Annotated in this window: 15 protein-coding genes; 9 read left to right on the top strand and 6 right to left on the bottom strand. The window is 72.2% G+C overall.

The genetic code is table 11. The features are described from left to right. Nucleotides 1-436: 436 nt before the first annotated feature. Nucleotides 437-1,429 carry a 4-hydroxy-3-methylbut-2-enyl diphosphate reductase gene (locus V6U90_RS19980; RefSeq protein ID WP_334438640.1) on the top strand — a complete coding sequence of 331 codons (993 nt, stop codon included), beginning with the start codon at nucleotides 437-439 and terminating at the stop codon, nucleotides 1,427-1,429. A 63-nt stretch (nucleotides 1,430-1,492) separates the two neighbouring features. Further along, nucleotides 1,493-1,921: a hypothetical protein gene (locus tag V6U90_RS19975; protein ID WP_334438636.1), complete on the top strand. Its 429-nt coding sequence runs from the start codon at nucleotides 1,493-1,495 to the stop codon at nucleotides 1,919-1,921. Between the two features lie 103 nt (nucleotides 1,922-2,024). Here the strand turns inward: V6U90_RS19975 and V6U90_RS19970 are convergent, their stop codons facing one another. Both V6U90_RS19970 and V6U90_RS19965 read right to left on the bottom strand, forming a co-directional pair. Then, entirely contained in the window at nucleotides 2,025-5,303 is a 3,279-nt protein-coding gene (locus V6U90_RS19970; protein ID WP_334438633.1) for a S8 family serine peptidase, read from the bottom strand. A 208-nt stretch (nucleotides 5,304-5,511) separates the two neighbouring features. Continuing rightward, on the bottom strand, nucleotides 5,512-6,699 hold the full coding sequence (locus V6U90_RS19965; protein ID WP_334438631.1) for a DNA recombination protein RmuC: 1,188 nt from the start codon (nucleotides 6,697-6,699) through the stop codon (nucleotides 5,512-5,514). 53 nt (nucleotides 6,700-6,752) lie between these two features. On the opposite strand from V6U90_RS19965, the gene V6U90_RS19960 reads away from it, so the two are divergent. Further along, nucleotides 6,753-7,682, top strand: a complete 930-nt coding sequence (locus tag V6U90_RS19960) for a hypothetical protein (RefSeq protein WP_334438629.1) — start codon at nucleotides 6,753-6,755, stop codon at nucleotides 7,680-7,682. Between the two features lie 85 nt (nucleotides 7,683-7,767). Here the strand turns inward: V6U90_RS19960 and ppc are convergent, their stop codons facing one another. Both ppc and V6U90_RS19950 read right to left on the bottom strand, forming a co-directional pair. Further along, complete coding sequence (gene ppc / locus V6U90_RS19955; RefSeq protein ID WP_334438626.1) at nucleotides 7,768-10,554, bottom strand: phosphoenolpyruvate carboxylase; 2,787 nt, start codon at nucleotides 10,552-10,554, stop codon at nucleotides 7,768-7,770. 130 nt (nucleotides 10,555-10,684) lie between these two features. Next, the gene (locus V6U90_RS19950) at nucleotides 10,685-10,831 is read right to left on the bottom strand and encodes a hypothetical protein (protein ID WP_334438623.1); all 147 of its coding nucleotides are present in this window, start codon (nucleotides 10,829-10,831) and stop codon (nucleotides 10,685-10,687) included. Between the two features lie 248 nt (nucleotides 10,832-11,079). On the opposite strand from V6U90_RS19950, the gene V6U90_RS19945 reads away from it, so the two are divergent. Then, nucleotides 11,080-11,718 (top strand): SRPBCC family protein, encoded by a 639-nt coding sequence (locus V6U90_RS19945; RefSeq protein ID WP_334438620.1) that lies wholly within the window; start codon nucleotides 11,080-11,082, stop codon nucleotides 11,716-11,718. An 84-nt stretch (nucleotides 11,719-11,802) separates the two neighbouring features. On the opposite strand, the gene V6U90_RS19940 is transcribed toward V6U90_RS19945, so the two are convergent. Beyond that, nucleotides 11,803-12,501, bottom strand: coding sequence for a hypothetical protein (locus V6U90_RS19940; protein ID WP_334438617.1), 699 nt, complete (start codon nucleotides 12,499-12,501; stop codon nucleotides 11,803-11,805). A 311-nt stretch (nucleotides 12,502-12,812) separates the two neighbouring features. Between V6U90_RS19940 and mfd the strand changes: the two genes are divergently transcribed. The 3 genes from mfd to V6U90_RS19925 all read left to right on the top strand — a co-directional run bounded on the left by mfd (nucleotide 12,813) and on the right by V6U90_RS19925 (nucleotide 18,294). Further along, on the top strand, nucleotides 12,813-16,448 hold the full coding sequence (gene mfd, locus V6U90_RS19935; protein ID WP_334438716.1) for a transcription-repair coupling factor: 3,636 nt from the start codon (nucleotides 12,813-12,815) through the stop codon (nucleotides 16,446-16,448). Nucleotides 16,449-16,513: 65 nt separating this feature from the next. Beyond that, nucleotides 16,514-17,284: a hypothetical protein gene (locus V6U90_RS19930; protein ID WP_334438614.1), complete on the top strand. Its 771-nt coding sequence runs from the start codon at nucleotides 16,514-16,516 to the stop codon at nucleotides 17,282-17,284. Continuing rightward, nucleotides 17,281-18,294, top strand: a complete 1,014-nt coding sequence (locus V6U90_RS19925) for a nucleoside triphosphate pyrophosphohydrolase (protein WP_334438610.1) — start codon at nucleotides 17,281-17,283, stop codon at nucleotides 18,292-18,294. Before V6U90_RS19930 ends, V6U90_RS19925 begins: the two co-directional genes overlap by 4 nt. Here the strand turns inward: V6U90_RS19925 and V6U90_RS19920 are convergent. Continuing rightward, nucleotides 18,249-19,238, bottom strand: a complete 990-nt coding sequence (locus tag V6U90_RS19920; RefSeq protein ID WP_334438607.1) for a DMT family transporter — start codon at nucleotides 19,236-19,238, stop codon at nucleotides 18,249-18,251. The two genes, V6U90_RS19925 and V6U90_RS19920, sit on opposite strands and share 46 nt — an antisense overlap. A 67-nt stretch (nucleotides 19,239-19,305) precedes the next feature. Between V6U90_RS19920 and pdxR the strand changes: the two genes are divergently transcribed. Further along, the gene (gene pdxR, locus V6U90_RS19915) at nucleotides 19,306-20,760 is read left to right on the top strand and encodes a MocR-like pyridoxine biosynthesis transcription factor PdxR (protein ID WP_334438605.1); all 1,455 of its coding nucleotides are present in this window, start codon (nucleotides 19,306-19,308) and stop codon (nucleotides 20,758-20,760) included. Between the two features lie 28 nt (nucleotides 20,761-20,788). Next, nucleotides 20,789-22,408: a DUF885 domain-containing protein gene (locus tag V6U90_RS19910; protein WP_334438603.1), complete on the top strand. Its 1,620-nt coding sequence runs from the start codon at nucleotides 20,789-20,791 to the stop codon at nucleotides 22,406-22,408. Nucleotides 22,409-22,443: the final 35 nt, after the last annotated feature.

Genomic DNA, 22,443 nt, shown 5'->3' with positions numbered 1-22,443 from the left:
CGGTTCACCCCCGCCCTCCCCTCACCCCCACCCTCCCCGTTGATCATGAAGTTGTTGTCCCTGTTGTCGGCGTGTCGTGGCAATAACTTCATGATCAACGCGGAAGGCCGCGGGTGCAGGCCGAGCCGGAGTGGTACCCCGCGAAGATCACCCCGCAGTCCACGGAAACTTCTGGATCACCATTGCGTGCGTCCCTTCGTACCCGAAACGGGGTTTTCGGGTGGTCCGCCGGTGGCCGCGCGCTGCCGGGCGTTCCTGTTCTGCCAGTTGCGCGCGGAGCCGGTGGCGCCGGCTGCGACCGACCGGACGGAGCCGTGCCGTCGGCCGTGGCGACCGCCGACGGAGCCCGCGATGCCGGTTGCCGCCACGCCGCCAGGGCGGTGGGCCGGCCCGCGCACTCCGGGCGGTCCGATGGGGCGGCACGTAGGATGGGCGGGTGACCGAGGTTCAGGCGACCCCCCAGACCGGCAAGCGCGTGCTCCTGGCCAAGCCCCGCGGCTACTGCGCGGGCGTGGACCGCGCGGTGCAGACCGTGGAGGAGGCGCTGAAGCTCTACGGCGCACCGATCTACGTGCGCAAGCAGATCGTGCACAACAAGCACGTGGTCCGCACCCTGGAGGCCCGGGGCGCCATCTTCGTCGAGGAGAACGAGGAGGTCCCCGAGGGGGCGACGGTGATCTTCTCGGCGCACGGCGTGGCGCCGGAGGTCTACGAGCAGGCCCGGGCCCGCTCGTTGAAGGCCATCGACGCCACCTGCCCCCTGGTCACCAAGGTGCACCAGGAGGCGAAGCGGTTCGCCGCCGAGGACTACGACATCCTGCTGATCGGCCACGAGGGGCACGAGGAGGTCATCGGCACCGCCGGTGAGGCCCCCGAGCACATCCAGCTCGTCGACGGCCCGGAGGACGCGGACCGGATCACCGTCCGTAACCCGGAGAAGGTCGTCTGGCTCTCCCAGACCACCCTGTCGGTGGACGAGACGATGGAGACCGTCGCCCGGCTCAAGAAGCGGCTGCCGATGCTCCAGTCGCCGCCGAGCGACGACATCTGCTACGCCACCTCCAACCGCCAGCACGTGGTCAAGGAGATCGCCGCCGACTGTGACGTGGTGCTCGTCGTCGGCTCGCGCAACTCGTCCAACTCGGTCCGGCTGGTCGAGGTGGCGTTGGACGCCGGGGCCCGCGCCGGCCACCTCATCGACTACGCCGCCGAGATCGACGACGCCTGGCTGGCCGGCGCCCGCACGGTCGGCCTGACCTCCGGCGCCAGTGTTCCCGACGAGCTGGTCATGGAGGTGCTCGACCACCTCGCGGCGCGCGGGTTCACCGACGTGGAGGAGGTCGTCACCGCCAACGAGCGGCTCACCTTCTCCCTCCCGCAGGAGTTGAAGCGGGACATGAAGGCCGCCGCCGCAGCCGGTCGCTCCTGAAGATCTTCGATGGATGGCGATCGGATCCGGGAACCGTCCGGCCGGGCCGTGCGTCGGAGCGGTATGAGGACCCTGCGGATCACCACCGCCGCCCTGCTCGCCGTCGTGGCGCTGAGCGCCTGTGCGCAGGGCGGCGACGGTACGGCATCCACCCCCACCCAGGACACAGGATCGCCCGTGACGACTGACTTCCCGACCCCACCCAGCCCTGCCGACCCGGCGATGCCGTCCGGCCCCGGAAAACCGGGTGGCCCGGCAGGTACCCCCGGTCTGCCGCCGGCCACGGCCGGCACGGTCACACTGACCGGTACGGTCACCCCGGGCGTCGAACCGGGCTGCCTCCTGATCGACGGTTACCTGCTGGTCGACGGCCCCCGCGACGTCCTGCGGGCGGGTAACCGGGTCACCGTCACCGGTCGGGTGGAACCCGATCTGATGACCACCTGCCAGCAGGGCACCCCGTTGCGGGTGCAGAGCGCCAAGCGCGCCTGACCCGCCCCGACCACGGCAACGGAACCTCTGGTCCCGGTAGACGGGACAGCGCCCGTCCCCCTGGACCGGGGGACGGGCGCTGCCGTGTTCGCGGAGTGTCGGGTCAGTTGACCGCGCCGACCGAGACCGCGCCCCGGCCGACGACCGCACCCTCGCTGGTGACGATGGCCAGCTCACCGTAGAGCTGGCGACCCGCGGCCGGAGCCGACTGGGCGGTCACCGTACCGGTGAGCGCGGCGCTGCCGCCGTTGGCCAGGGTGAGCGGGGTGGCCGGAGCGGACAGCGTGCCCAGCGAAGCCGCCGAGAACGAGTCCCGGTAGTCGTACGCGGTGCTGCCGCCCGCGCCGTCCACCGCGTACCCCTCGACGACGATCCGGTAGCTGCCGGCCACCGGGCTGTTCAGCGTGACCGCCTCCTCCGAGTCGCCGTCGGCCGCCTGGCCGACCAGCGTGTTGCCCCGGAAGACGTACAGGTCCAGGTCGGCACCGGCGTTGGCCGGGTTGCCGATCCGGGCGGTGAACCGGGTCGTGCCCTCCGGCACCTCGACGGTGTACTCGTGCGAGGTGCCCTCGGTGATGGTCGGCCGTCCACTCTGCACGCTGGACAGCGGGCCACCCTGACCGGTCACCGAGACCGGGCCGAAGGTGTTGGTGAGCGACCAGTTCGCCCCGGCGGGCTGGCCGGCGACGACGCTGGGCAGCTCGATGACGGCCGGCTCGACCCGGACGCCCTGCACCCGCGCGGTGAGCTGGAACGGGTTGTTCAGCGCCGGCGACGTACGCCGCGACTCCACCTCGATCTCCCAGACCCCGGCGACCGGGTTCTGGTAGTCCCGCTCCTGCGGCTTGCAGACCGCCGGGTCGGAGAAGTTGGTGTAGCAGTTGGTGCTCAGGGTGCTATCCACCGGTACGCCGTACGGGTTGATCGCGATGAACCGGGTCTGCGAACCGGTGGCGATGCCGGACAGGTTCACCTGGAGGGCACCCGCACCCGGTGGCACGGTCACGAAGTACGACGTGAACGCGTTACGGTCGACGGTCCCCTCGGCCGAGAAGGCGTACGCCGGCCCGGTCACCTCGTGCGACGTGATCACCACGGTGGAGATCTCGTGGTCCACGACCGTCGTCGCGGGGTCGTTGATCGTCAGGATCGCGCTGTGCGCCCCGGCCGTCTTCGGCTTGGCGGTCACGTTGACCGTGACGGTCTGGTTCAGCGGCAGCCGGACCTGGGCCGGAGCCCGGAAGGTGCCGTCGTTGCCCCGCAGGACGATTTCGTGGGTGATCGCACCGGCCGGGCCGCTGGTACGGGTGATCTTCACCGGGTAGGTCTTCGCCTCACCGACCCGCTGACCGCCGTTGCCGGCCGTGCAGCGGTTGTAGACACCCGGGCCACGGTTGGCCCGCTCCACCGGCCGGAACTGGCCGGAGAGCTCGGTGCAGACCGGCGCGTCGGTGGTGTAGGACCGGGTCTCGACGCCGTTCTTCAGCAGTTTCCAGGCGCCGGGCACGTTGAACATGCCGTAGCCCTGGCCGTACGTCGGCACGCCGTCGATCGGCTTGGCCGAGGTGTAGATCGCCCGGCGCAGCGCGGCCGGGGTGACGCCCAGGCCCTTGGCCTTGGCGGCGGAGAGCAGCAGCGCGGCGGCACCGGCGGCCTGCGGGGAGGCCATCGACGTCCCGTTGATCATCGCGTAGCCCGGCGGGAGCGGGTAGCCGGCCTCGGCGACCGGGGCGCCCGCCTGCCAGGTCGGCGCCGTGGAGATCGCCGAACCGGGGGCGGTGATGTTCGGCTTGAAGCCGCCGTCCTCACGCGGGCCGCGCGAGGAGAAGTTGAACAGCGCGTTCGGCTTCCGGACGACCGAGCCGTAGTTCGCCAGCCAGGTGTCCTGGCTGATGCTGGCCGCGGTGCTGACCACGTTGTCCGCCACGGACGGGTCGCCGACGGTGTTCATGCCCGGTCCGGAGTTGCCGGCCGAGAGGAACAGCTGTACGCCGTACGTGGTGATCAGGGTGTTGTACAGCTCGGCGCGGGCGTTGAAGCCGTCGTTCAGCGGCGGCAGACCACCGATCGACATGTTGACCACGTCGACCTTGCGGTTGATCACCAGGTCGGCCATACCGGTGGTGAGCGCCGCGTAGGTGCAGCCGCCGCCCCAGGAGCAGGCCCGGGCGGAGACCAGCTTGGCACCCGGGGCCGCGCCGTCGAACGCGCTGTTGCCGAGCATGTCGTTGGCGGCGGTGATGCCGGCGACATGGGTGCCGTGGGTGGATTCGACGATGCCGATGTTGACGTAGTCGTAGAACGGACCGGGCACGCCGTCCGACGGGTTGGCGTCGACATCCTCGCGGTACTCGACCACGAACGGGATCTGGTCTCGCACCGCAGTCGCCGGGTTGTCCACACCGAAGTGCCCGATGTCGAACTTCTCCTTGTACGGCCGCATCATCGACTCGTCGGTGAAGTCCCGGTTCTGGTTGGTGTCGACCCAGACGTTGTGGGTGACCGGGTCGTAGAGGACGCCGAAACTGTCGTTGGTGTCACCGTCCCGGTTGACGTCACCACCCGGGTCGCTGGCGGCGGTGATCGACTCGTTGAACAGGTTGAACCGGTAGGTACCGGCGGCGGCGGTCCAGGTGCCGCCGGCGATGGTGAACGACGGGCCGGTCACCTCCGCCTGCATCCGCCGCCAGGTCAGGTCCTCCAGCGGGTCGGTCGCGGTGACCCAGTCGACGATCTTGCGCTCGCCGGTGGTGGTGGTCTGCAGCGCCGGGTGGCCGAGGTCGACGCCGGAGTCCATGATGCCGATGGTCACGCCCCGGCCGTCCCAGGTGGGATTCGCCGTCTTGAACGCGACCGCACCGGTCTCGTTGGTGGGCATGTACGGGTTCACTGCCGGGGTGTCCGCACCCGGCCCGCTGACCGTGGTGGTCTGCGCAACTTCGACGTCACCCGGCTTCGCCTCGGGGGTCGGGTCGGGCAGCTGGATGACCTCGTCCAGGTCGACCGCGGAGACGCCGGGCAGCGTGGCCGCCTTGAGTACCTTCGAGGTCGGGACCTCGGCGAGCACGTAACCGATGGTGTCGAACCGGCGGCTGACCGAAGCGCCGAGCGCGGTCAGGTCCGCCGCGACGTCCTTCGCCTCACCGGCCTCGGTGGCCACGATCAGGGTCACGGTCGGTTCGTGCTTGGCCTCGGCCTGGGCCAGCAGCTTGGCGTCGTGCGCTCCGAGGGTCTCGGCGGCGGTGGCCCGGGACACATCGGATTCGACCGGCGGGTTGGCGCTCGCGGTAGTCGTACCGCCCACCGTCATGGCACTGGCCGCCACGACCGATGCGAAGAGCGCAGCGGAGGTACGCCGGCTCCGTTTGCGGGGTTTACTCACGTTCTCTTTCCTCCAGAGAACAGGGCCCTGGCAATAGCAGGGCACGCGTTAGCCGCATCCTCGTGGTATTGGAAGTCGATGTCACTACTGGCCGGTACGTTGTGACCAGCCCGTGACGTGAAACGGCCCAGGGTCGTTGCAGACCAACCGGTCGGCCGATACGCGGACCGCTGCCAACCTGCCCCGCATCACGGTCCGCTGTGGAGCGTTATCGCCGGTGACTTTCCGGAAGTGGCTCGGTCAGCGGTACCAGCATCGGCTGCTCGATCAGCTCGGGGGCCTGTGGCTGGCGCGGTGCCGACTCGACCTGCGCCGGGGTGGCCAGTTCCTGGTCGGACACTCCCAGATCGGCCAGCTTGCGGGCGCTGACCAGCACCCGGGCCTCCAACGACCCGACCGTGCGGTTGTACGCGGTGACCGCGCTGCCCAGCGCACCGCCCAGCTTGGTCACGTGGTCACCCAGCGTGGCGAGCCGCCCGTACAGCTCCCGGGCCAGCGAATGCACCGCCACCGCGTTGCGGGCCAACGCCTCCTGCCGCCAGGCGTATGCCACCGTCCGGAGCAGGGCGACCAGGGTGGCCGGGGTGGCCAGCACGACATTGCGGGCGAATGCGTGCTCCAACAGCGTCGGGTCACGTTGCATGGCCACGTCGAGAAATGGATCCGCCGGCACGAAGAGCACCACAAACTCTGGGGTCGAATCGAACGCCGCCCAGTACGACTTCGCGGCCAGCGCGTCCACATGCGAACGCAGGTGCTTCGCGTGCGCGTCCAGGTGGGAATCCCGGGTCCGCTCGTCGCGGGCCTCCATCGCGGTCAGGTACGCGTCGAACGGCGCCTTCGCGTCCACCACCACCGTGCGGCCACCGTGCAGCCGGACCACCAGATCGGGCCGGACCATTTGCTGGTCGGTGCTGGCCGTCACCTGCTCGGCGAAGTCGCAGTGCTCCAGCATCCCGGCCGCCTCGATGATCCGGCGTAGCTGGTGCTCCCCCCAGCGGCCCCGCACCTGCGGGGCACGGAGCGCGGCGACCAGTTGCCGGGTCTCGGTCCGCAGCTCACCGGAGACCACGCCCATCGACCGGACCTGTTCCCGTAGCTCGGCGTACGCGTCCACCCGGTCGCGTTCCAGCTCGGTCACCCGCTCCTCGTAGCGGCGCAGCGTCTCGTGCAGCGGTGCCACCGCCCGGGCCACCGCCTCCTGGGACTGGGCGGTCGCCTCGTAGTTCAACGCCCGGATGGACTGCTCCAGCCGTGCCTCACCGTCCCGGGCAGCGGTCAGCGTGGCGTCCAGGCGGGCGATCTCCGCTGCGGATCGGGTCCGCGCGGCAAGCCAGCCGACCGCCCCACCGGCCCCGAGGCAGACGACGACCACGGCCAGCGTCGAGAAGTCCATCCTCCGAGCTTGCCAAACGGGTACGAGTGGAGCTGCGTGGGTACGTGCGGGTCATGAGGATCGTGTTGGTGGTACTGCCCGTGCTGCTGCTCGTGCTGGTGATCGCTGTCCTGCTCTGGTGGCGGGCGGAGAGCCGGGCGCGGGAGCAGCGGCTCGTCGCCGACGCCCGCGCCGACGCACAGCGGTGGTACGAACGCCTCGGTGGCCAGGTGATGAACCTGCACGGGGACGCCCCGGCGGTACGCCAGGCACTGGTCGACGCGGGGGAGCGGTACAACGCGGCCGGTGGGCAGTTGGAACAGGCGCGTACCGTCCGGCAGTTCGAACTGGCCCGGGAGACCGCCCTGGAGGGGCTCGCGTACGCCCGGGCGGCCCGGGTGGCCCTCGGCATCGATCCCGGCCCGGAACTGCCGCCGCTGGCCGCCGCGCAGGGCGCCGGTGCGTTGACCCGGGACCGGACCGTCGACGTGCAGGGCCAGGTCTTCAAGGCGGGCCCGCGACCGGGCCAGGACACGCCGTACTACCACCCGGGCGGCCGTTATGAGGGTCGGCCGGTACCGGCCGGTTGGTACTCGACCCCGTGGTGGCGGACCGCGCTGGGTGCCGGCGCGGGCGTGCTCGGCGGCATGCTGATCGCGGATGCCCTCCTCTCGCCGGCCTTCGTCGATCCCGGCTACTCCTACGGCGCCGGCGGTCAGGAGGGGTACGCCGACGCCGGTGGTGCCGACGCCGGTGGTGCCGGCCCCGGTGGTGACGTCGACGCCGGTGATCCCGGCTCCGGCGGGGGGAGCGGTGAGCTGGGCGGCGGAGATTCCGGCGGCGGTTTCGGCGGTGGCGGTGATTTCGGTGGTGGCGGTGATTTCGGTGGTGGCGATTTCGGCGGTGGCGGAGATGTCGCTGGCGGTGGTTTCGGCGGCGGCGGTGGTTTCGGCGGTGGAGGTGACTTTGGCGGTGGCGATGTCGGCGGGGGTGGCGACTGGTAGGGCGGGCGCTGGTGCCACCCGCAGGTGTTAAGAAGGGCCCCTTCCTATGCAAAATGCGTTAAGAAGGGGCCCTTCCTTACATCTGTCAGCCGGTGTTGCGCATGCCGGCGGCGATGCCGTTGACCGTGGTGAGCAGCGCGCGTTCCAGGGCGGTGCCGTCACCGGGAGCGCGACGGGCACCCGGCGCGGTGGCCACCGCGCGACCGGCGGCGCCCGAGTCGCGGTACTGCCGCAGCAGGGCCACCTGGAGGTGGTGCAGCGGCTCCAGGTAGGTGTCCCGGACGGCCAGGGTGCGCTGGAGCACCGGCGAGTTCTCCAGCAGGGCGGGCGAGTTGGTGATCGCCAGCACCTCCTGCTTGGTCCGCTCGTACTCCTCGCAGATCAGGTCGAAGATCGGGTGCAGCTTCTTCGGTACCAGCGTCTCGACGTACCGGCGGGCGATGCCCAGGTCGGTCTTGGTCAGCATCATCTCGACGTTGGACAGGAACGTCCGGAAGAAGTGCCAGTTGCGGTACATCTCGGCGAGTACGTCGGACAGTCCCTCGTCCCGGGCAGCGGCCAGGCCGGAGCCGACCCCGAACCAGCCGGGCACGATCTGCCGGGTCTGGGTCCAGCCGAACACCCACGGGATCGCCCGCAGCCCGGACAGCCCGGCGCCGGTGTTGGGGCGCTTCGCCGGCCGGGAGCCGATGTTCAGCGCGCCGAGCAGCTCGGTCGGGGTGGACGCCCAGAAGTACGCCGGCAGGTCCGGGTTCTCGACCAGGCCCCGGTACGACCGGAAGGCGGACTCGGAGACCACGTCCATGGCGGCGTCCCAGCGCTCCAGCGCCTCGGCCGGCTGCCGGGGCGTGGTGTGCAGCAGTGCGCTCTGCAGCACGGCGGCCAGGGTCAGTTCCAGGTTCTCCCGGGCCAGCGACGGCAGGCTGTACTTGTCGGAGATGACCTCACCCTGCTCGGTGACCTTGATCGCGCCGTCCAGGGTGCCGTACGGCTGGGCCAGGATCGCCTCGTGGGTGGGGCCGCCGCCCCGGCCGACGGTGCCGCCCCGGCCGTGGAAGAGCCGCAGCCGTACGCCGTGCCGTGCCGCCACGTCCCGCAGGCTGCGCTGCGCCCGGTGGATGGACCACTGGCTGGTGGTGATGCCCGCCTCCTTGTTGGAGTCGGAGTAGCCCAGCATCACCTCCTGCACGTCACCCCGGGCGGCGACCAGGGCCCGGTACGCCGGCAGGGAGAGCAGTTCGTCGAGGAGTTCGCCACCGGCGTTCAGCTCGGCCGGGGTCTCCAGCAGCGGTACGAAGCCGATCCGCGCCCGGCCGCTGTGCACGTCGACCAGGCCCGCCTCACGGGCCAGCACCACGGCGGCGAGTACGTCGTCCACCCCGAGCGTCATCGAGATGATGTACGACTCGATCACCTCGGTGCCGAACCGGTCCTGCGCCTCCCGGATGGTGCCGAAGACGTCGAAGGTCTTCCGGGCGCTCTCGGTCAGCGGGGTGTCGACGTTGCTGAGCGGACGACGACCGGCCAGCTCGTCGGCGAGCAGCTTGGTCCGTTCCAGCCGGCTCAGGCCCGGGTAGTCGGAGACCTCGCCGACCGCCGCGTAGAACTGGGCGAGGACCGCGTGGTGGGCCTCGGCGTGCTCCCGGACGTCCAGGGTGGCCAGGTGCAGACCGAAGGCGGAGACGGTACGGATCGCCGAGGCGAGCTTGCCGACCGCGGTGAGCTGGCCGGAGTTACGGGCCAGGGAGGCCCGCATCAGCTCCAGGTCGGCGAGGAGTTCGGCGGTACCCCGGTAGTCCCGGCCGGGGGTGTGCGCGGTGCCCTCCCGCAGCCGGCGCCGGGTGTTGGCCAGCTTCGCCTTCACGCAGCGCGCCTTGAGCCGGTACGGTTCCTCGGCGTTGACCCGGCGGAACCGGGCCGCCACCTCGGGCAGGACGTCCAGGTCGGCGGCGAGGCTGGCGGAGAGGTCCAGGGACACCCCGCGCAGCCGGCGGGAGACGGAGACCTCGTTGATCAGCCCCTCCATCGCCGTCTCGGTCGCCTGAAGGCCGTGCTCGTGCTGGATCAGCAGCACCTCACGGGTGACGTGCGGGGTGACGAACGGGTTGCCGTCCCGGTCACCGCCGATCCAGGTGCCGAAGGTCAGCGGGCGGGCGCTCGGGGAGGTCTCCACACCCAGGGTGCGCAGCGTGTCGGCGAGGTCGTTGAGCACCCGCGGCGCCGCGTCACTGTAGAGGTCGCGCAGGTAGTAGATGGCGTTCCGGGCCTCGTCGGTCGGGTCGGGCCGGTCCAGCCGCAGCTCGTCGGTCTGCCACATCAGGTCGAGCAGTTCGGCGAGGCGCCGGTTGCTCGGGCTCTCGTCGCTGGCGCCGTAGAGGATCGCGGCGGCGGCCTCGGCGTCCAACTCGTCGGCGATGGCGCGCAGCTTGGACAGGATCGACCGGCGGGCCGCCTCGGTGGGGTGCGCGGTGAACACCGGCCGGACGGCCAGCCGGCGGGCGGCGGCGGCGATCTCGTCGGCCGGTACGCCCCGCTCGGCGATCATCTTGGCGGCCTGGTCCAGCCAGCCCCCGTGGGTGGCCCGGCGGCGGCGCAGATCCCGCGCCCGGTGCACCTGCTCGGTGATGTTGGCCAGGTGGAAGTAGGTGGAGAAGGCCCGGGCCAACTTGGTGCCGGTGGTCACGTCCATCCCGGCCAACCGGGTGGCGGCGGCCGGTGGGTCGGACCGGACCAGGGCGCGGATCTCCTCGACCAGGTCGAGCAGGGGCGGGCCCTCCTGCCGGGCGAGGGTCTGGCCGAGGAGGGTGCCGAGCCGCCGGATGTCGGCGCGCAGGGCGGCGTCAGGTCCGTCGTGGTCGTACTGGTCGGTCATACCCGCGCTCCTTACGTGAGTACGAAGGACAGCGCTGTCCGACTGTCTGGATGGTATCCGCGCCCCAGGGATGGATTGGAAGGGCCCCTTCCTATCGTTTTTTGCATAACAGGGGGCCCTTCCCAACAACTCAGGAGGGGACGGGGTGCCGGGTGGGGTTGGCCGGCCGGCCCCGGACCAGGGCGGCGGTGAGCAGTCCGACCAGCCGGAGCAGCAACCCGACGGTACGGATCAACTGCCCCGGCCCGGCCCGCCGGTCTCCGGCCGTTACCCCCACTCTTGCCAGGCTATGGGTGTTGCAGTAGTTATGAGATGGTTCAGGGCAATCGCCCGCTAGCCGGAAAACCGGTGGCCCGCCGGTACCGTGCTGCCATGCATGCCGTGCCATGCCATGCCACGCCTGAGCTGCGGTGGTGGTCTTCGACGTCGACCTCGGGCACACCGACCCGCAGTTGATCACCCCTTATGGCTGCACCGTGCGGGTCGATGCGCCCGCCCGGCGGATCAGCGTCCGATACTGACCTGATGATCGACGTCACCCATCAGATCAACGCAGTACGCCGTCAGGTCGGCACGCGGGTGCTGGAGGCCGGCGAGGCCCGGGTGGTCACCGTCAGCCAGACCTACGGCGCCTCGGTCGAGGACGTCTGGGATGCGTGTACCAGCGCCGAGCGGATCGCCCGCTGGTTCCTGCCGGTCACCGGCGACCTGCGGCTACACGGCCGGTACCAGTTGCAGGGCAACGCGGGCGGGGTGGTCGAGCGCTGCGACCCGCCGAGGAGCTTCGCCGCCACCTGGGAGTACGGCGGCGACGTGAGCTGGATCGAGGTCCGCCTCTCAGCCGAGCCGGACGGGCGGACCCGGTTCGAACTGGAGCACGTGGCGCACGTCGACGACGACCGGTGGACCGAGTTCGGGCCGGGTGCGCTCGGGGTCGGCTGGGACATGGCCCTGCTCGGCCTGGCCGGGCACCTCGGCACCGGGGAGTCGGTGACCCCGGAGACGGCCGCCACCTGGGTCGGCTCCGACCAGGGGCGGGAGTTCATGACGCTGAGCAGCGCGCGGTGGGGGGAGGCCAGTGCCGCCGCCGGTACCGACGCGGAGCAGGCGCGGGCAGCCGCCGACCGGACCACCGCCGCCTACACCGGTACGCCCCCACCCTGACGCCGGCCGGGCTGTGCCGGGTGGCATCCGCTCAGGTGTCGCGGTGCCCGGTCAGACGATCGGGCACCGACCACGGCTGTCCGGTCAGACGATCGGGCATCGACCACGGCTGTAGTGGGCGACCGCCGCCAGGATCTCCGCCTCCGACCGGTCCGCGAAGTTCAGCGTCGCGACCAGCCCGGAGCCGTAGAAGGCGGTCAACATCCCGCTGTCGATCGCCGTGAACACGCCGAGGTTCTGCAGAGCGCGCGAGTCGCGGGGCTGGACGACCAGCATCTTTTCCAGGCTCCACCGGCGGCGGGAGATTTGCGCGACCGCCTCCCAGGGCAGCCAGACCGCCTGGCCCCGGGTCGGCCGGGTACGGATCCAGAGCCCGGCCGGGCCCAGTGCCAGCACCGGACCACCGGACCCGATCAGCCACAGTTGGAGCCCCAGCGGCAGGCCGACCAGGCACAGCAGGCAGCCCACCGTACCGAGGATGGCCGGCACGGCGTTGGCCCGCAGCTCCGGATCGGCGGAGTCCACCATGCCGAGGCCGGCGAAACAGGCAATCGGAATGATCAGGACCAGCACGATCCCAGCGAAGACGAGACCGCGTTTGGTGAGGTTGGGGCGTACCACGAAGGGCTGGTTGTCCGGGATGCGCTTGGTCGTCGGTGCCGGCGGGGGCGGATACCCCGGCGGCGCCGCCGGGTAGCCGGGATGCGGGTATCCCGGTGGCGGGTAGCCCGGCGGGTTGCCGTACGGGGGCTGTGCGGGATAGCCGGGGGGCGGAGTGGTCACCGGATGACTCCAGCTCCTGAGTAGGGCAAGGGGGACACCAGCCTACGGCGGCCCTGATCACCGGGCGCCCGCCCGGCTCCCGGACGCGGCGGCACCGGCGGAGTCACCGCTTCCACGGCCTCGATCCGCCCCGTGGGCCGGTACCGCCGGCACCGACCGGATCGTCCGTCCCACGAGATAGGCTGGCATCCGTACACCCCCCGTCCGGTCGGACGCGGGGTACCTGTTCGTGTGCCGACGGTTGCGCCCCGGCCCACCGGGCCACGGCCGTGTCCACCGCCGACCCGGCGACACTCCTGGAAGTGATTCACATGCTCACCGGACTGCTGGCCGCCGCTCTGGGTGACCCGGGGCTGACCCGGGCCCGCGATCTCGCCCGCTCGGGGGCGGCGCAGGTCGACGGGCTCGACCTGACCGCGCCCGCCGCCCTGCGCCCGTTCGCGGTGGCCACGGTCGCCGCCGACATCGAGGCCGGGGGTGCCGGCCGGCCGGTGCTCGCGGTCACCGCGACCAGCCGCGAGGCGGACGACCTCGCCGCCGCGCTGGGCAGCCTGATCCCGGCCGGCCAGGTGGCCGTCTTTCCGGCCTGGGAGACCCTGCCGCACGAGCGGCTCTCCCCCCGCTCCGACACCGTGGGCCGCCGGTTGGCCGTCCTGCGCCGGCTCGCCCATCCGCAGGCCGCCGACGCGCACGGGCGTACCGGCCCGCTGCGGGTGGTCGTCGCGCCGGTCCGTTCGCTGCTGCAACCCCAGCTCAAGGGGCTCGGTGACCTGGAGCCGGTGCAGCTCGCCGCCGGTGCCGAGGCGGACCTGGAGGGCGTCGCCCGCCGGTTGACCGACATGGCGTACGCCCGGGTCGACCTGGTCACCAAGCGTGGCGAGTTCGCGGTACGCGGCGGCATCCTCGACGTCTTCCCGCCGACCGACGAGCACCCGTCCCGGGTCGAGTTCTGGGGCGACGAGGTGGAGGAGATCCGTACCTTCGCCGTCGCCGACCAGCGGACCATCGAGCAGGTCGAGCAGCTCTGGGCACCGCCCTGCCGGGAACTGCTGCTCACCCCGGCGGTGCGCAGGCGGGCCGCCGCGCTCGCCGAGCAGCACCCCGAGCTGGCCGAGATCCTGGACAAGCTCGCCGAGGGCATCCCGGTCGAGGGGATGGAGTCGCTGGCCCCCGCGCTGATCGGCCCGGACTCGCTGGAACTGCTGCTGGACACCATGCCGGCCGGTACCCATGTGCTGCTCTGCGACCCGGAGCGGATCCGGACCCGGGCGCACGACCTGGTCCGTACCTCGGAGGAGTTCCTCCAGGCGAGCTGGGCCGCAGCCGCCGTCGGCGGCCAGGCCCCGGTGGACCTCGGCGCCGCTGCCTTCCGGACCCTGGCCGAGGTACGCGCCGCCGCCGGCAAGCTGGGCCAGCCCTGGTGGACGCTGTCCCCGTTCGGCCTGGACGGGGCGGAGCCGGCACCGGCCCGGCAGCCCTGGGAGGACGAGCCCGGCGAAATCAACGTCACCCCGGACGACGCGATCGCGGTCACCCTGACCGCCCAGCCCACCCCGCTCTACCACGGCGAGACCGCCCGGGTGGTGGACGACCTCAAACGCTGGGCCGGCGACGGCTGGGCCATCGCCCTGGTCTTCGAGGGGCACGGCCCAGCCCAGCGGGCCGTCGAGGTGCTCCGGGACGCCGGGCTCGGCGCGGCGCTCACCGACGCCATCGCCGCCGCACCCGCACCCGGCGAGGTGATGGTCTCCTGCGGTGCGCTCAACCACGGCTTCCTCGCCGAGTCGTCGCGGTTCGCGCTGCTCACCGGCAACGACATCACCGGCGGGCGGGGCTCCTCCACCCGGGACATGCGCAGGATGCCGAGCCGGCGGCGCAACACCATCGACCCGCTGGAGTTGAAGGCCGGCGACTACGTCGTCCACGAGCAGCACGGCATCGGCCGGTACGTCGAACTCGTGCAGCGGGCGGTCAACGGGGCCGAGCGGGAGTACCTCGTCATCGAGTACGCCGCCAGCAAGCGCAACCAGCCCGGCGACCGGCTCTTCGTCCCCACCGACCAGCTCGACCAGCTCTCCCGTTATGTCGGCGGCGAGACTCCCACGTTGCACAAGATGGGCGGCTCGGACTGGCAGAAGTCCAAGGCCCGCGCCCGCAAGGCGGTCCGGGAGATCGCCGCGCAGCTCATCCAGCTCTACGCCGCGCGCAAGGCGTCCAAGGGGCACTCCTTCGGACCCGACACCCCGTGGCAGCGGGAACTGGAGGACGCCTTCCCGTGGACCGAGACGCCCGACCAGCTCGCGGCGATCGAGGAGGTCAAGCGGGACATGGAACAGACCGTCCCGATGGACCGGCTGATCTGCGGCGACGTCGGCTACGGCAAGACCGAGATCGCGGTACGCGCCGCGTTCAAGGCGGTGCAGGACGGCAAGCAGGTCGCCGTGCTGGTACCCACCACCCTGCTCGCCCAGCAGCACTACAACACGTTCGCCGAGCGGATGGGCCAGTTCCCGATCGAGATCCGGCAGCTCTCCCGGTTCCAGACGCCGAAGGAGGCGGAACGGACCATGGAGATGGCCGCCGACGGCAGCGCGGACATCGTCATCGGTACCCACCGGCTGCTCTCGGCGGCCACCCGGTTCAAGTCCCTCGGGCTGGTCATCGTCGACGAGGAACAGCGCTTCGGGGTGGAGCACAAGGAGCACCTGAAGACCCTGCGCGCCTCGGTCGACGTGCTCAGCATGTCGGCCACCCCGATCCCCCGGACCCTGGAGATGGCGATCACCGGTATCCGGGAGATGTCCACCATCGCCACCCCGCCGGAGGAGCGGCACCCGGTGCTGACCTTCGTCGGGGCGTACGACGAGCGCCAGGTGGCCGCGTCCATCCACCGCGAGCTGCTCCGCGACGGGCAGGTCTTCTACCTGCACAACCGGGTCGAGTCGATCGACCGGGCGGCCCGACGGCTCCGGGAGCTGGTGCCCGAGGCCCGGGTCGCGGTGGCACACGGCCAGATGGGTGAGGAAGCCCTGGAGAAGGTGATGGTCGGCTTCTGGGAGAAGGAGTTCGACGTCCTGGTCTGCACCACCATCGTCGAGTCCGGCATCGACATCCCCAACGCCAACACGCTGATCGTGGAGCGGGCCGACCTGCTCGGCCTGGCCCAGTTGCACCAGATCCGGGGGCGGGTCGGCCGGGGCCGGGAGCGGGCGTACGCGTACTTCCTCTACCCGGGCGAGAAGCCGCTCACCGAGCACGCCCACGAGCGGCTGGCGACGATCGCCCAGCACACCGAGTTGGGCGCCGGCATGTACGTGGCGATGAAGGACCTGGAGATCCGGGGTGCCGGCAACCTGCTCGGCGGTGAGCAGTCCGGGCACATCGAGGGGGTCGGTTTCGACCTGTACGTCCGGATGGTCGGCGAGGCGGTGCAGCAGTTCAAGGGCGAGCGGCCCGAGGAGGAGACCGACGTCAAGGTCGACCTGCCGGTCGATGCGCACCTGCCGCACGACTACGTCGCGGTGGAGCGGCTGCGCCTGGAGATGTACCGCAAGCTCGCCGAGGCCCGCGACGAGGCGCGGCTACGCGAGGTGGTGGCCGAGATGACCGACCGGTACGGCGAACCGCCCGCGCCGGTGCAGAACCTGGTCGCGGTGGCCCGGTTCCGGCTGCTCGCCCGCCGTTACGGCCTCACCGACGTGTCGATGCAGGGCAAGCACATCCGGTTCAGCCCGTTGCCGCTGCCCGACTCCAAGCAGATGCGGCTCAAGCGGTACCACCCGGACGCGGTCTACAAGCAGGTCGCCGACCAGGTCAGCGTGCCCCGGCCGAGTACCCGGCGGATCGGCGGCGAGCCGCTGCGCGACCAGGCGCTGCTGGACTGGTGCGCCCAGCTCCTCTCCGATGTGCTGGGCGAGCCGGCCGCGCTGGCGGGAGCAGGTCGGTGATCGCCACCCGGTCCCGGGTGGGCACAGTCATTACCAGCATGGGAGCGTGTGAGAGAGTGGCCGTCATGCGCGCTCGTCGTCTTGTCGCCGTCGCCGCCACGGCGGCCCTCGGTCTTGCCTCTCTCGCCGCCTGCGGGAAGTCCTCGCCGGATGTCGCCGCGTACGTGGGCGACACGAAGTACTCCGTCGAGCGGGTCGACGGGATCTACGACGACGCGCAGACCAGGTACGCCGCAGCGGTCAACGCGCAGGCCGCGCAGGCCGGTGCCACCCCGTCCCCCGAGCAGCTCAGGGCCCGCGTCAACCGGCAGGACATCGTCAACCTGCTGGTCAGCATCGAGCTGGGTAGGCGGGTGGCGACGGAGAAGCAGCTCACCGTGCCGGACGAGGTCACCCCGGAGCAGTTGGCGCAGCCCCTGCAGATGCCGCCGGACGCCGAGTACGCCCAGCTCTGGGGCGAGTGGCTGGACATCTACAACACCCTGGCCGAGAAACTGCCGCCGGCCGAGTTGAGCGACGCCTCGGTGATGGCCGTCTACGACGCGATCGCCGCGACCGGCGCGATCCAGCCCGGGCTGACCGTGGCCGAGGTGCGGCAGGCGTTCGGCACCGGCGACTTCGTGCGGCAGGGCTCGGCGGTCAGTGCCGCCCTCCAGGTGGAGGCCGAGCAGGCCGGCGTCTCGATCAACCCGGCGTACCGGCCGGTCGGCGTACCCTCGGCGGTCAACGCCGCGCAGGGCCCGGTCTTCTACTCGCTGCCGTACATCGACGAGAGCGGTCCGGTGACCGACATCTCCACTCCCGAGGCACCAGCCACGGCAGCCGCCGACGCATGAGCGCGCGGATCGTCCTGCTGGTCACCTCGCCCCGGCTGCCCGCCGGACTGCTGACCGCTGCCGCCTGGGACGTGGTACGCGCCCATCCGGTGCTGGCCGGCACGGAGAGCGAACTGACCGGGGCGGTCCGGGCGGCCGGCGCCGAGGTGACGATCGTGGCCTCCGGGGCGACCGACGCGCTGCTCGACGCGGTCACCGCGCACGGCACGGTGGTCTGGCTGGCCGGCCCGGCCGGGGACGAGTCGCTCGCCCGTGAGTTGGGGCTGCGGCTGGCCCGCCAGCCGGGTCTGGCCGAGTTGGAGCTGATGTACGGCTCGTGGGACCCGCCCGGCGCCCGGCTGCTCGACGCGGTGACCGTGATGGACCGGCTGGCCGGCCCGGGTGGCGACCCGTGGAAGCGGGCGCAGACCCACCGGTCACTCGCCGGCTTCCTGCTGGAGGAGTGCTACGAGGCGTACGACGCGATCGTCACCGACAACCTCGACGAGCTTCGCGAGGAGCTGGGCGATGTGCTGTTGCAGGTGCTGCTGCACAGCCGGCTGGCCGAGGAGCGCGCCGACGGCGAACCGTGGAGCGTGGACGACGTTGCCGCCGGTCTGGTGGACAAGATGGTCCGGCGTAACCCGCACGTCTTCGCCGGGGCCGAGGCCGGCACCCTCGACGAGATCACCGCGAGCTGGGAACGGATCAAGCAGGCCGAGAAGTCCCGGGAGTCGGTGCTGGAGGGGATCGCGCTGAGCCAGCCCGCGCTGTCCCTGGCCGCCAAGATCCTGCAACGGGCGGCCCGGGTGGGGCTGGCCGTACCGCTGCCGACCGGCGCGGGACCGGCGGACGCCAGCGCCGTGGACACCGCCGGGCCGGCCGACGCCGAGGCCCGCCTCGGCGCCACCCTGCTGGCCACGGTCGCGCAGGCCAGGGAAGCCGGCCTGGATGCCGAGGCGGCGCTGCGCCGGGCTGCCCTGGCCTACGCCGACGAGGTGCGCGCCGCCGAGGCGGGCCGGAGACCCTGATTTCGGGTGTCCCGGGCGGTGGTGAGACCGACGGCCAGGCCGGCGGCGACCACCAGGACCCCGGTCGCCTGGACGGCACCCGGTGGGTGGCCCGCCTGGACGGCTGCGGTGACCAGGGTGGCCACCGGCATCAGCCCGACGAGCATTCCGGCGCGGGCCAGGCCCAGCCGACGCAGACCCAGGAACCAGGCGACGAACGCCACCACCGTCATCAGCCCGGCGAGGTAGACCAGCGTCGCCGCCTCCACCGCCGTGGGCAGGCGCAGCCGCGCCGGTTCGCCCGCCACGACCGCTGCCACCAGCAACAGGGGTACGGCCAGCCCGCAGCCGTACGCGGCGACCCGTACCGCCCCCAGCCGGGGCAGCACGATGGCGGCGAGCAACGAGAACGCGATCTCGCCACCGAGCGCCCCGAATGCGGCGAGGAGGCCGATGGCGTCGGTCCGACCGGCACCCTGCACCAGTGCGGTTCCGGTGACCACGATCCCGGCGGAGAGCAGCAGGCGCGGGGCGGGACGGCCCCCATGCAGCAGGGGGGCCAGCAGGGCCAGACCGAGGGGTGCGGCCCCGATGACGGTGCCGACCATCGCCGGTTCACTGTGCCGTAGGGCGATCAGTACGCATGCGTTGAAGCCGGCCAGGCCGGTTGCCGCGAGCAGGGTGAGCAGACCGAGTTCCCGTCCGGTCGGCCGGGACCGGGCCGCGACGGTGGTGCCGGTGCCGGTGCCGGTGTCGGTGTCGGTCGGCGGGGCGGCGCCGGTCGGGTCGAGCCGGGGCCACCAGCGGGCGATGGCGGCCAACCCGGCGGCGGCCAGCGCGTAGCGCACGGCCTGGCCGGTCAGGGGCGGGTAGTCGAGGATGAGCTGGCTGATCGAGATGGAACTGCCGACGATCACCATGCCGATGGTGCAGAGCAGGACGCCACGTGGATCGAATCTGGTCACCCGGTCGACGCTAGGAGGCAGGTGGTCCACTCTTAAGGTCCAGTTGCCGGACAGATTGGGGGACCACTTGTCGTCCCTGGAAGCACTGGTCACCCTGGACCGGGGGCGTCCCGGCCTGGCTGGACAGCTCATCGTGGCCCTCCGCGCGGCGATCGAGGCTGGCCGGCTGGCGCCCGGTACCCGCCTGCCCGCCAGTCGGGCTCTCGCCGCCGACCTGCGACTGTCCCGGGGCGTCGTGGTCGAGGCGTACGAGCAACTGGTCGCCGAAGGGCGGCTGACCGCCCGGCGAGGTTCCGGCACGGTGGTGGCCGACTCAGGCGCGGCCAGGCCGGTCGACGCCGGACCCGGCCGGGACGGCCGCCGCTCCGATCACCACCTGCCCGGCGTCCCGGGGACGGGGCTGCCGGCGGCGCCCCTGCGGGCCGGGGTACCGGATCTGGGACTCTTCCCGAGGGCCACCTGGCGCCGGGTGTACGAGCGGGCGCTGCGTGAGGTCCGCGACGCCGAGCTGGGCTACGGCGATCCGGCCGGGGCGCCCCGGCTCCGGACCGAGCTGGCCGGCTACCTGGGCCGGGTCCGGGCGGCCCGGGTCGACCCGACCGACCTTGTCGTCACCACCGGCGCCGCGCAGGCGTTCACCCTGCTGGCCGGGGTGCTGGCCGCCCGGGGCGTGACCCGGATCGGGGTCGAGGACCCGGGTAGCAGCGGTGTGCTGGCGCCGCTGCGGGCCCAGGGTCTGCGCCCGGTCGGGGTACCGGTCGACGCCGACGGACTGGACGTCGCCGCGTTGCGCCGCTCCCGGTTGCGGGCCGTCCTGGTGACGCCCGCGCACCAGTTCCCGACCGGAGTGGTGCTCGCCCCGGCCCGCCGGACCGCCCTGCTCGACTGGGCCAGGTCCACCGGCGGACTGATCGTCGAGGACGACTACGACGCCGAGTTCCGCTACGACCGGGACCCGGTCGGCTGCCTTCAGGGGCTCGCCCCGGACTCGGTCGCCCATCTCGGTTCGGTGAGCAAGGCGCTCGCCCCCGGGCTGCGGTTGGGGTGGCTGGCGGTACCGCCCGCGCTCCGGCCGGCGGTGCTGGCCGGCAAGTTCGCCGCCGACCTCGGCGGCCCGGCGCTGGAACAGTTGGCCTTCGCCGAGCTGCTCGCCAGCGGCGGTTACGACCGGCACCTCCGCCGGGCCCGGCGGACCTACCGGGACCGGCGGGACGCCCTGGTCGGCGCGCTCCACCGGTACCTGCCCGGCGCCCGGGTCTCCGGGATCGCGGCCGGGCTGCACCTCGTACTCGAACTGCCCGCCGGGACCGACGACGCCGCGCTGGCCGTTGCCGCCCGAGCGGCCGGGCTCGGCCCGGTCCCGCTGGCCGAGCTACGGCTGACCCGTTCCGGACCACCCGGACTGGTGCTGGGTTACGCCGCCCACTCCGCTGCCGAGCTGGAGTCGGCCGTGGCGGTACTGGCCGGCCTCCTCCGCGCCCTGTACCGGCCCGGACCGGCCACCTCGGCGGTCGATCCGTAGCGGCCCGCCAGCGACTAGATTCATCGGTATGTCCACCTTCCTGCCCCGCACCGAGCGGATCATCGACGCGCTCCTGGAACGCCGCCCGGGCCTGGCCAACTCGGCCGGGGAGCACCGGTACGACGACCGGTTGCCCGACTACTCCGCCGATGCCGTGGCGGCCGACGGGGCGATGCTGCGGGAGGCGGCGCACGCGCTCGCCGAGGTGGACGGCGACCTGCTCGACCCCGACGAGCAGGTCGACCACGCCATGCTCAGCGCCCTGGTGGACCGGGAACTGTTCGAGCTGACCGAGATCCGGGCGCACGAGTGGGACCCGCTGCGGCACAACCCCGGGCCGCTGCTGCACACCCTCATCGCCCGCCCGTACGCCCCGGTGGAGGTGCGGTTGACGGCGCTGGCCGGTCGGCTGGCCGCCGTACCGGACGCACTGGCCACCGCCCGTGCGACGCTGAGCGACGTACCCCGGATCCACGCCGAGACGGCGGTCGGACAGTTCGCCGGAACGGCGGCGCTGGTCCGCGACGAGCTGCCGGCGCTGCTCGCCCAGGCACCGGCGCTGCGCAGCAGCGTCGAGCCGGTCGCACGGGCGGCGGTCGAGGCGCTGACCAGATTCGCCGGCCAGCTGCGGGCCGGCCTGGCCGACGACCCGGGCCCCGGCCGGGACCCGCGTCTCGGGCGACGCCGGTGGGAGGCACGGCTCTGGCACACCCTGGACACCGAACTGCCGGCGGCCGAGGTGCTCCGCCGGGCCTGGGCCAACCTGAACCGGGTGACCGACGAGATCCGGGCCGCCGCCGCCGAGCTGGTCGGCGGTCCGGAGACCGACGAGACGGTACGCCGCGCGTTGGACCTGCTCGCCGCCGAGCACCCGGACGACCACACCATCGTGGCAGCGGCCGGGGTCACCCTCGACGAGGCGACCGATTTCGTCCGGGAACACGACCTGGTGTCCCTGGTGGACGACCCGTGCATCATCCAGGAGATGCCCGAGTTCGCCCGGGGGGTCGCGGTGGCCTACTGCGACTCGCCCGGCCCGCTGGAGACGGCGGACGTGCCGACGTTCTACTGCATCGCCCCCACCCCGGCGGACTGGCCGGCGGGCCGGGTCGAGTCGTTCTACCGCGAGTACAACGACCACATGCTGCGCAACCTCACCGTGCACGAGGCGATGCCCGGCCACTTCCTCCAACTCGCGCACGCCCGCCGGTACGCCGGCTCCACCCGGGTCCGGACGGTGGCGCAGTCCGTCCCGTTCATCGAGGGCTGGGCCGTGTACGCCGAGGAGGTGATGGCCGCCGCCGGCTTCGGTGGCCTGCCGGTGCGGCTGCAACAGCTCAAGATGCAGCTCCGGATGACCATCAACGCCCTGCTCGACCAGCTCGTGCACGTCGAGGAGCTGCCCGAGGCCGAGGCGATGGCGCTGATGACCGGGCGGGGCTTCCAGGAGGAGGGCGAGGCGACCGGCAAGTGGCGGCGCGCCCTGCTCACCTCGACCCAGCTCTCCACGTACTTCGTCGGCTACAGCGAGGTGGCCGCGATCGCCGCGCTGCGCCCGTCCGGGACGTCGGTACGGCAGTGGCACGACGCGATGCTGGCGCACGCCTGCCCGCCGCCCCGGCACCTACGCACCCTGCTCACCGCCTGAGGTGTAAGGAAGGGCCCCTTCTTATCGTTTTTGGT

The organism is Micromonospora sp. CPCC 206060, assembly GCF_036906895.1.
GTDB lineage: Bacteria > Actinomycetota > Actinomycetes > Mycobacteriales > Micromonosporaceae > Micromonospora.
This window is presented reverse-complemented; position numbering and strand designations above follow the sequence as displayed.

Bases quoted from the DNA above. Each gene is read 5' to 3' on its own strand.
- V6U90_RS19960 (WP_334438629.1), top strand. From the start codon at position 6,753: ATGAGGATCGTGTTGGTGGTACTGCCCGTGCTGCTGCTCGTGCTGGTG.
- V6U90_RS19965 (WP_334438631.1), bottom strand. From the start codon at position 6,699: ATGGACTTCTCGACGCTGGCCGTGGTCGTCGTCTGCCTCGGGGCCGGT.
- V6U90_RS19930 (WP_334438614.1), top strand. From the start codon at position 16,514: ATGCGCGCTCGTCGTCTTGTCGCCGTCGCCGCCACGGCGGCCCTCGGT.
- V6U90_RS19925 (WP_334438610.1), top strand. From the start codon at position 17,281: ATGAGCGCGCGGATCGTCCTGCTGGTCACCTCGCCCCGGCTGCCCGCC.
- ppc (WP_334438626.1), bottom strand. From the start codon at position 10,554: ATGACCGACCAGTACGACCACGACGGACCTGACGCCGCCCTGCGCGCC.
- V6U90_RS19910 (WP_334438603.1), top strand. From the start codon at position 20,789: ATGTCCACCTTCCTGCCCCGCACCGAGCGGATCATCGACGCGCTCCTG.
- mfd (WP_334438716.1), top strand. From the start codon at position 12,813: ATGCTCACCGGACTGCTGGCCGCCGCTCTGGGTGACCCGGGGCTGACC.
- V6U90_RS19945 (WP_334438620.1), top strand. From the start codon at position 11,080: ATGATCGACGTCACCCATCAGATCAACGCAGTACGCCGTCAGGTCGGC.
- V6U90_RS19975 (WP_334438636.1), top strand. From the start codon at position 1,493: ATGAGGACCCTGCGGATCACCACCGCCGCCCTGCTCGCCGTCGTGGCG.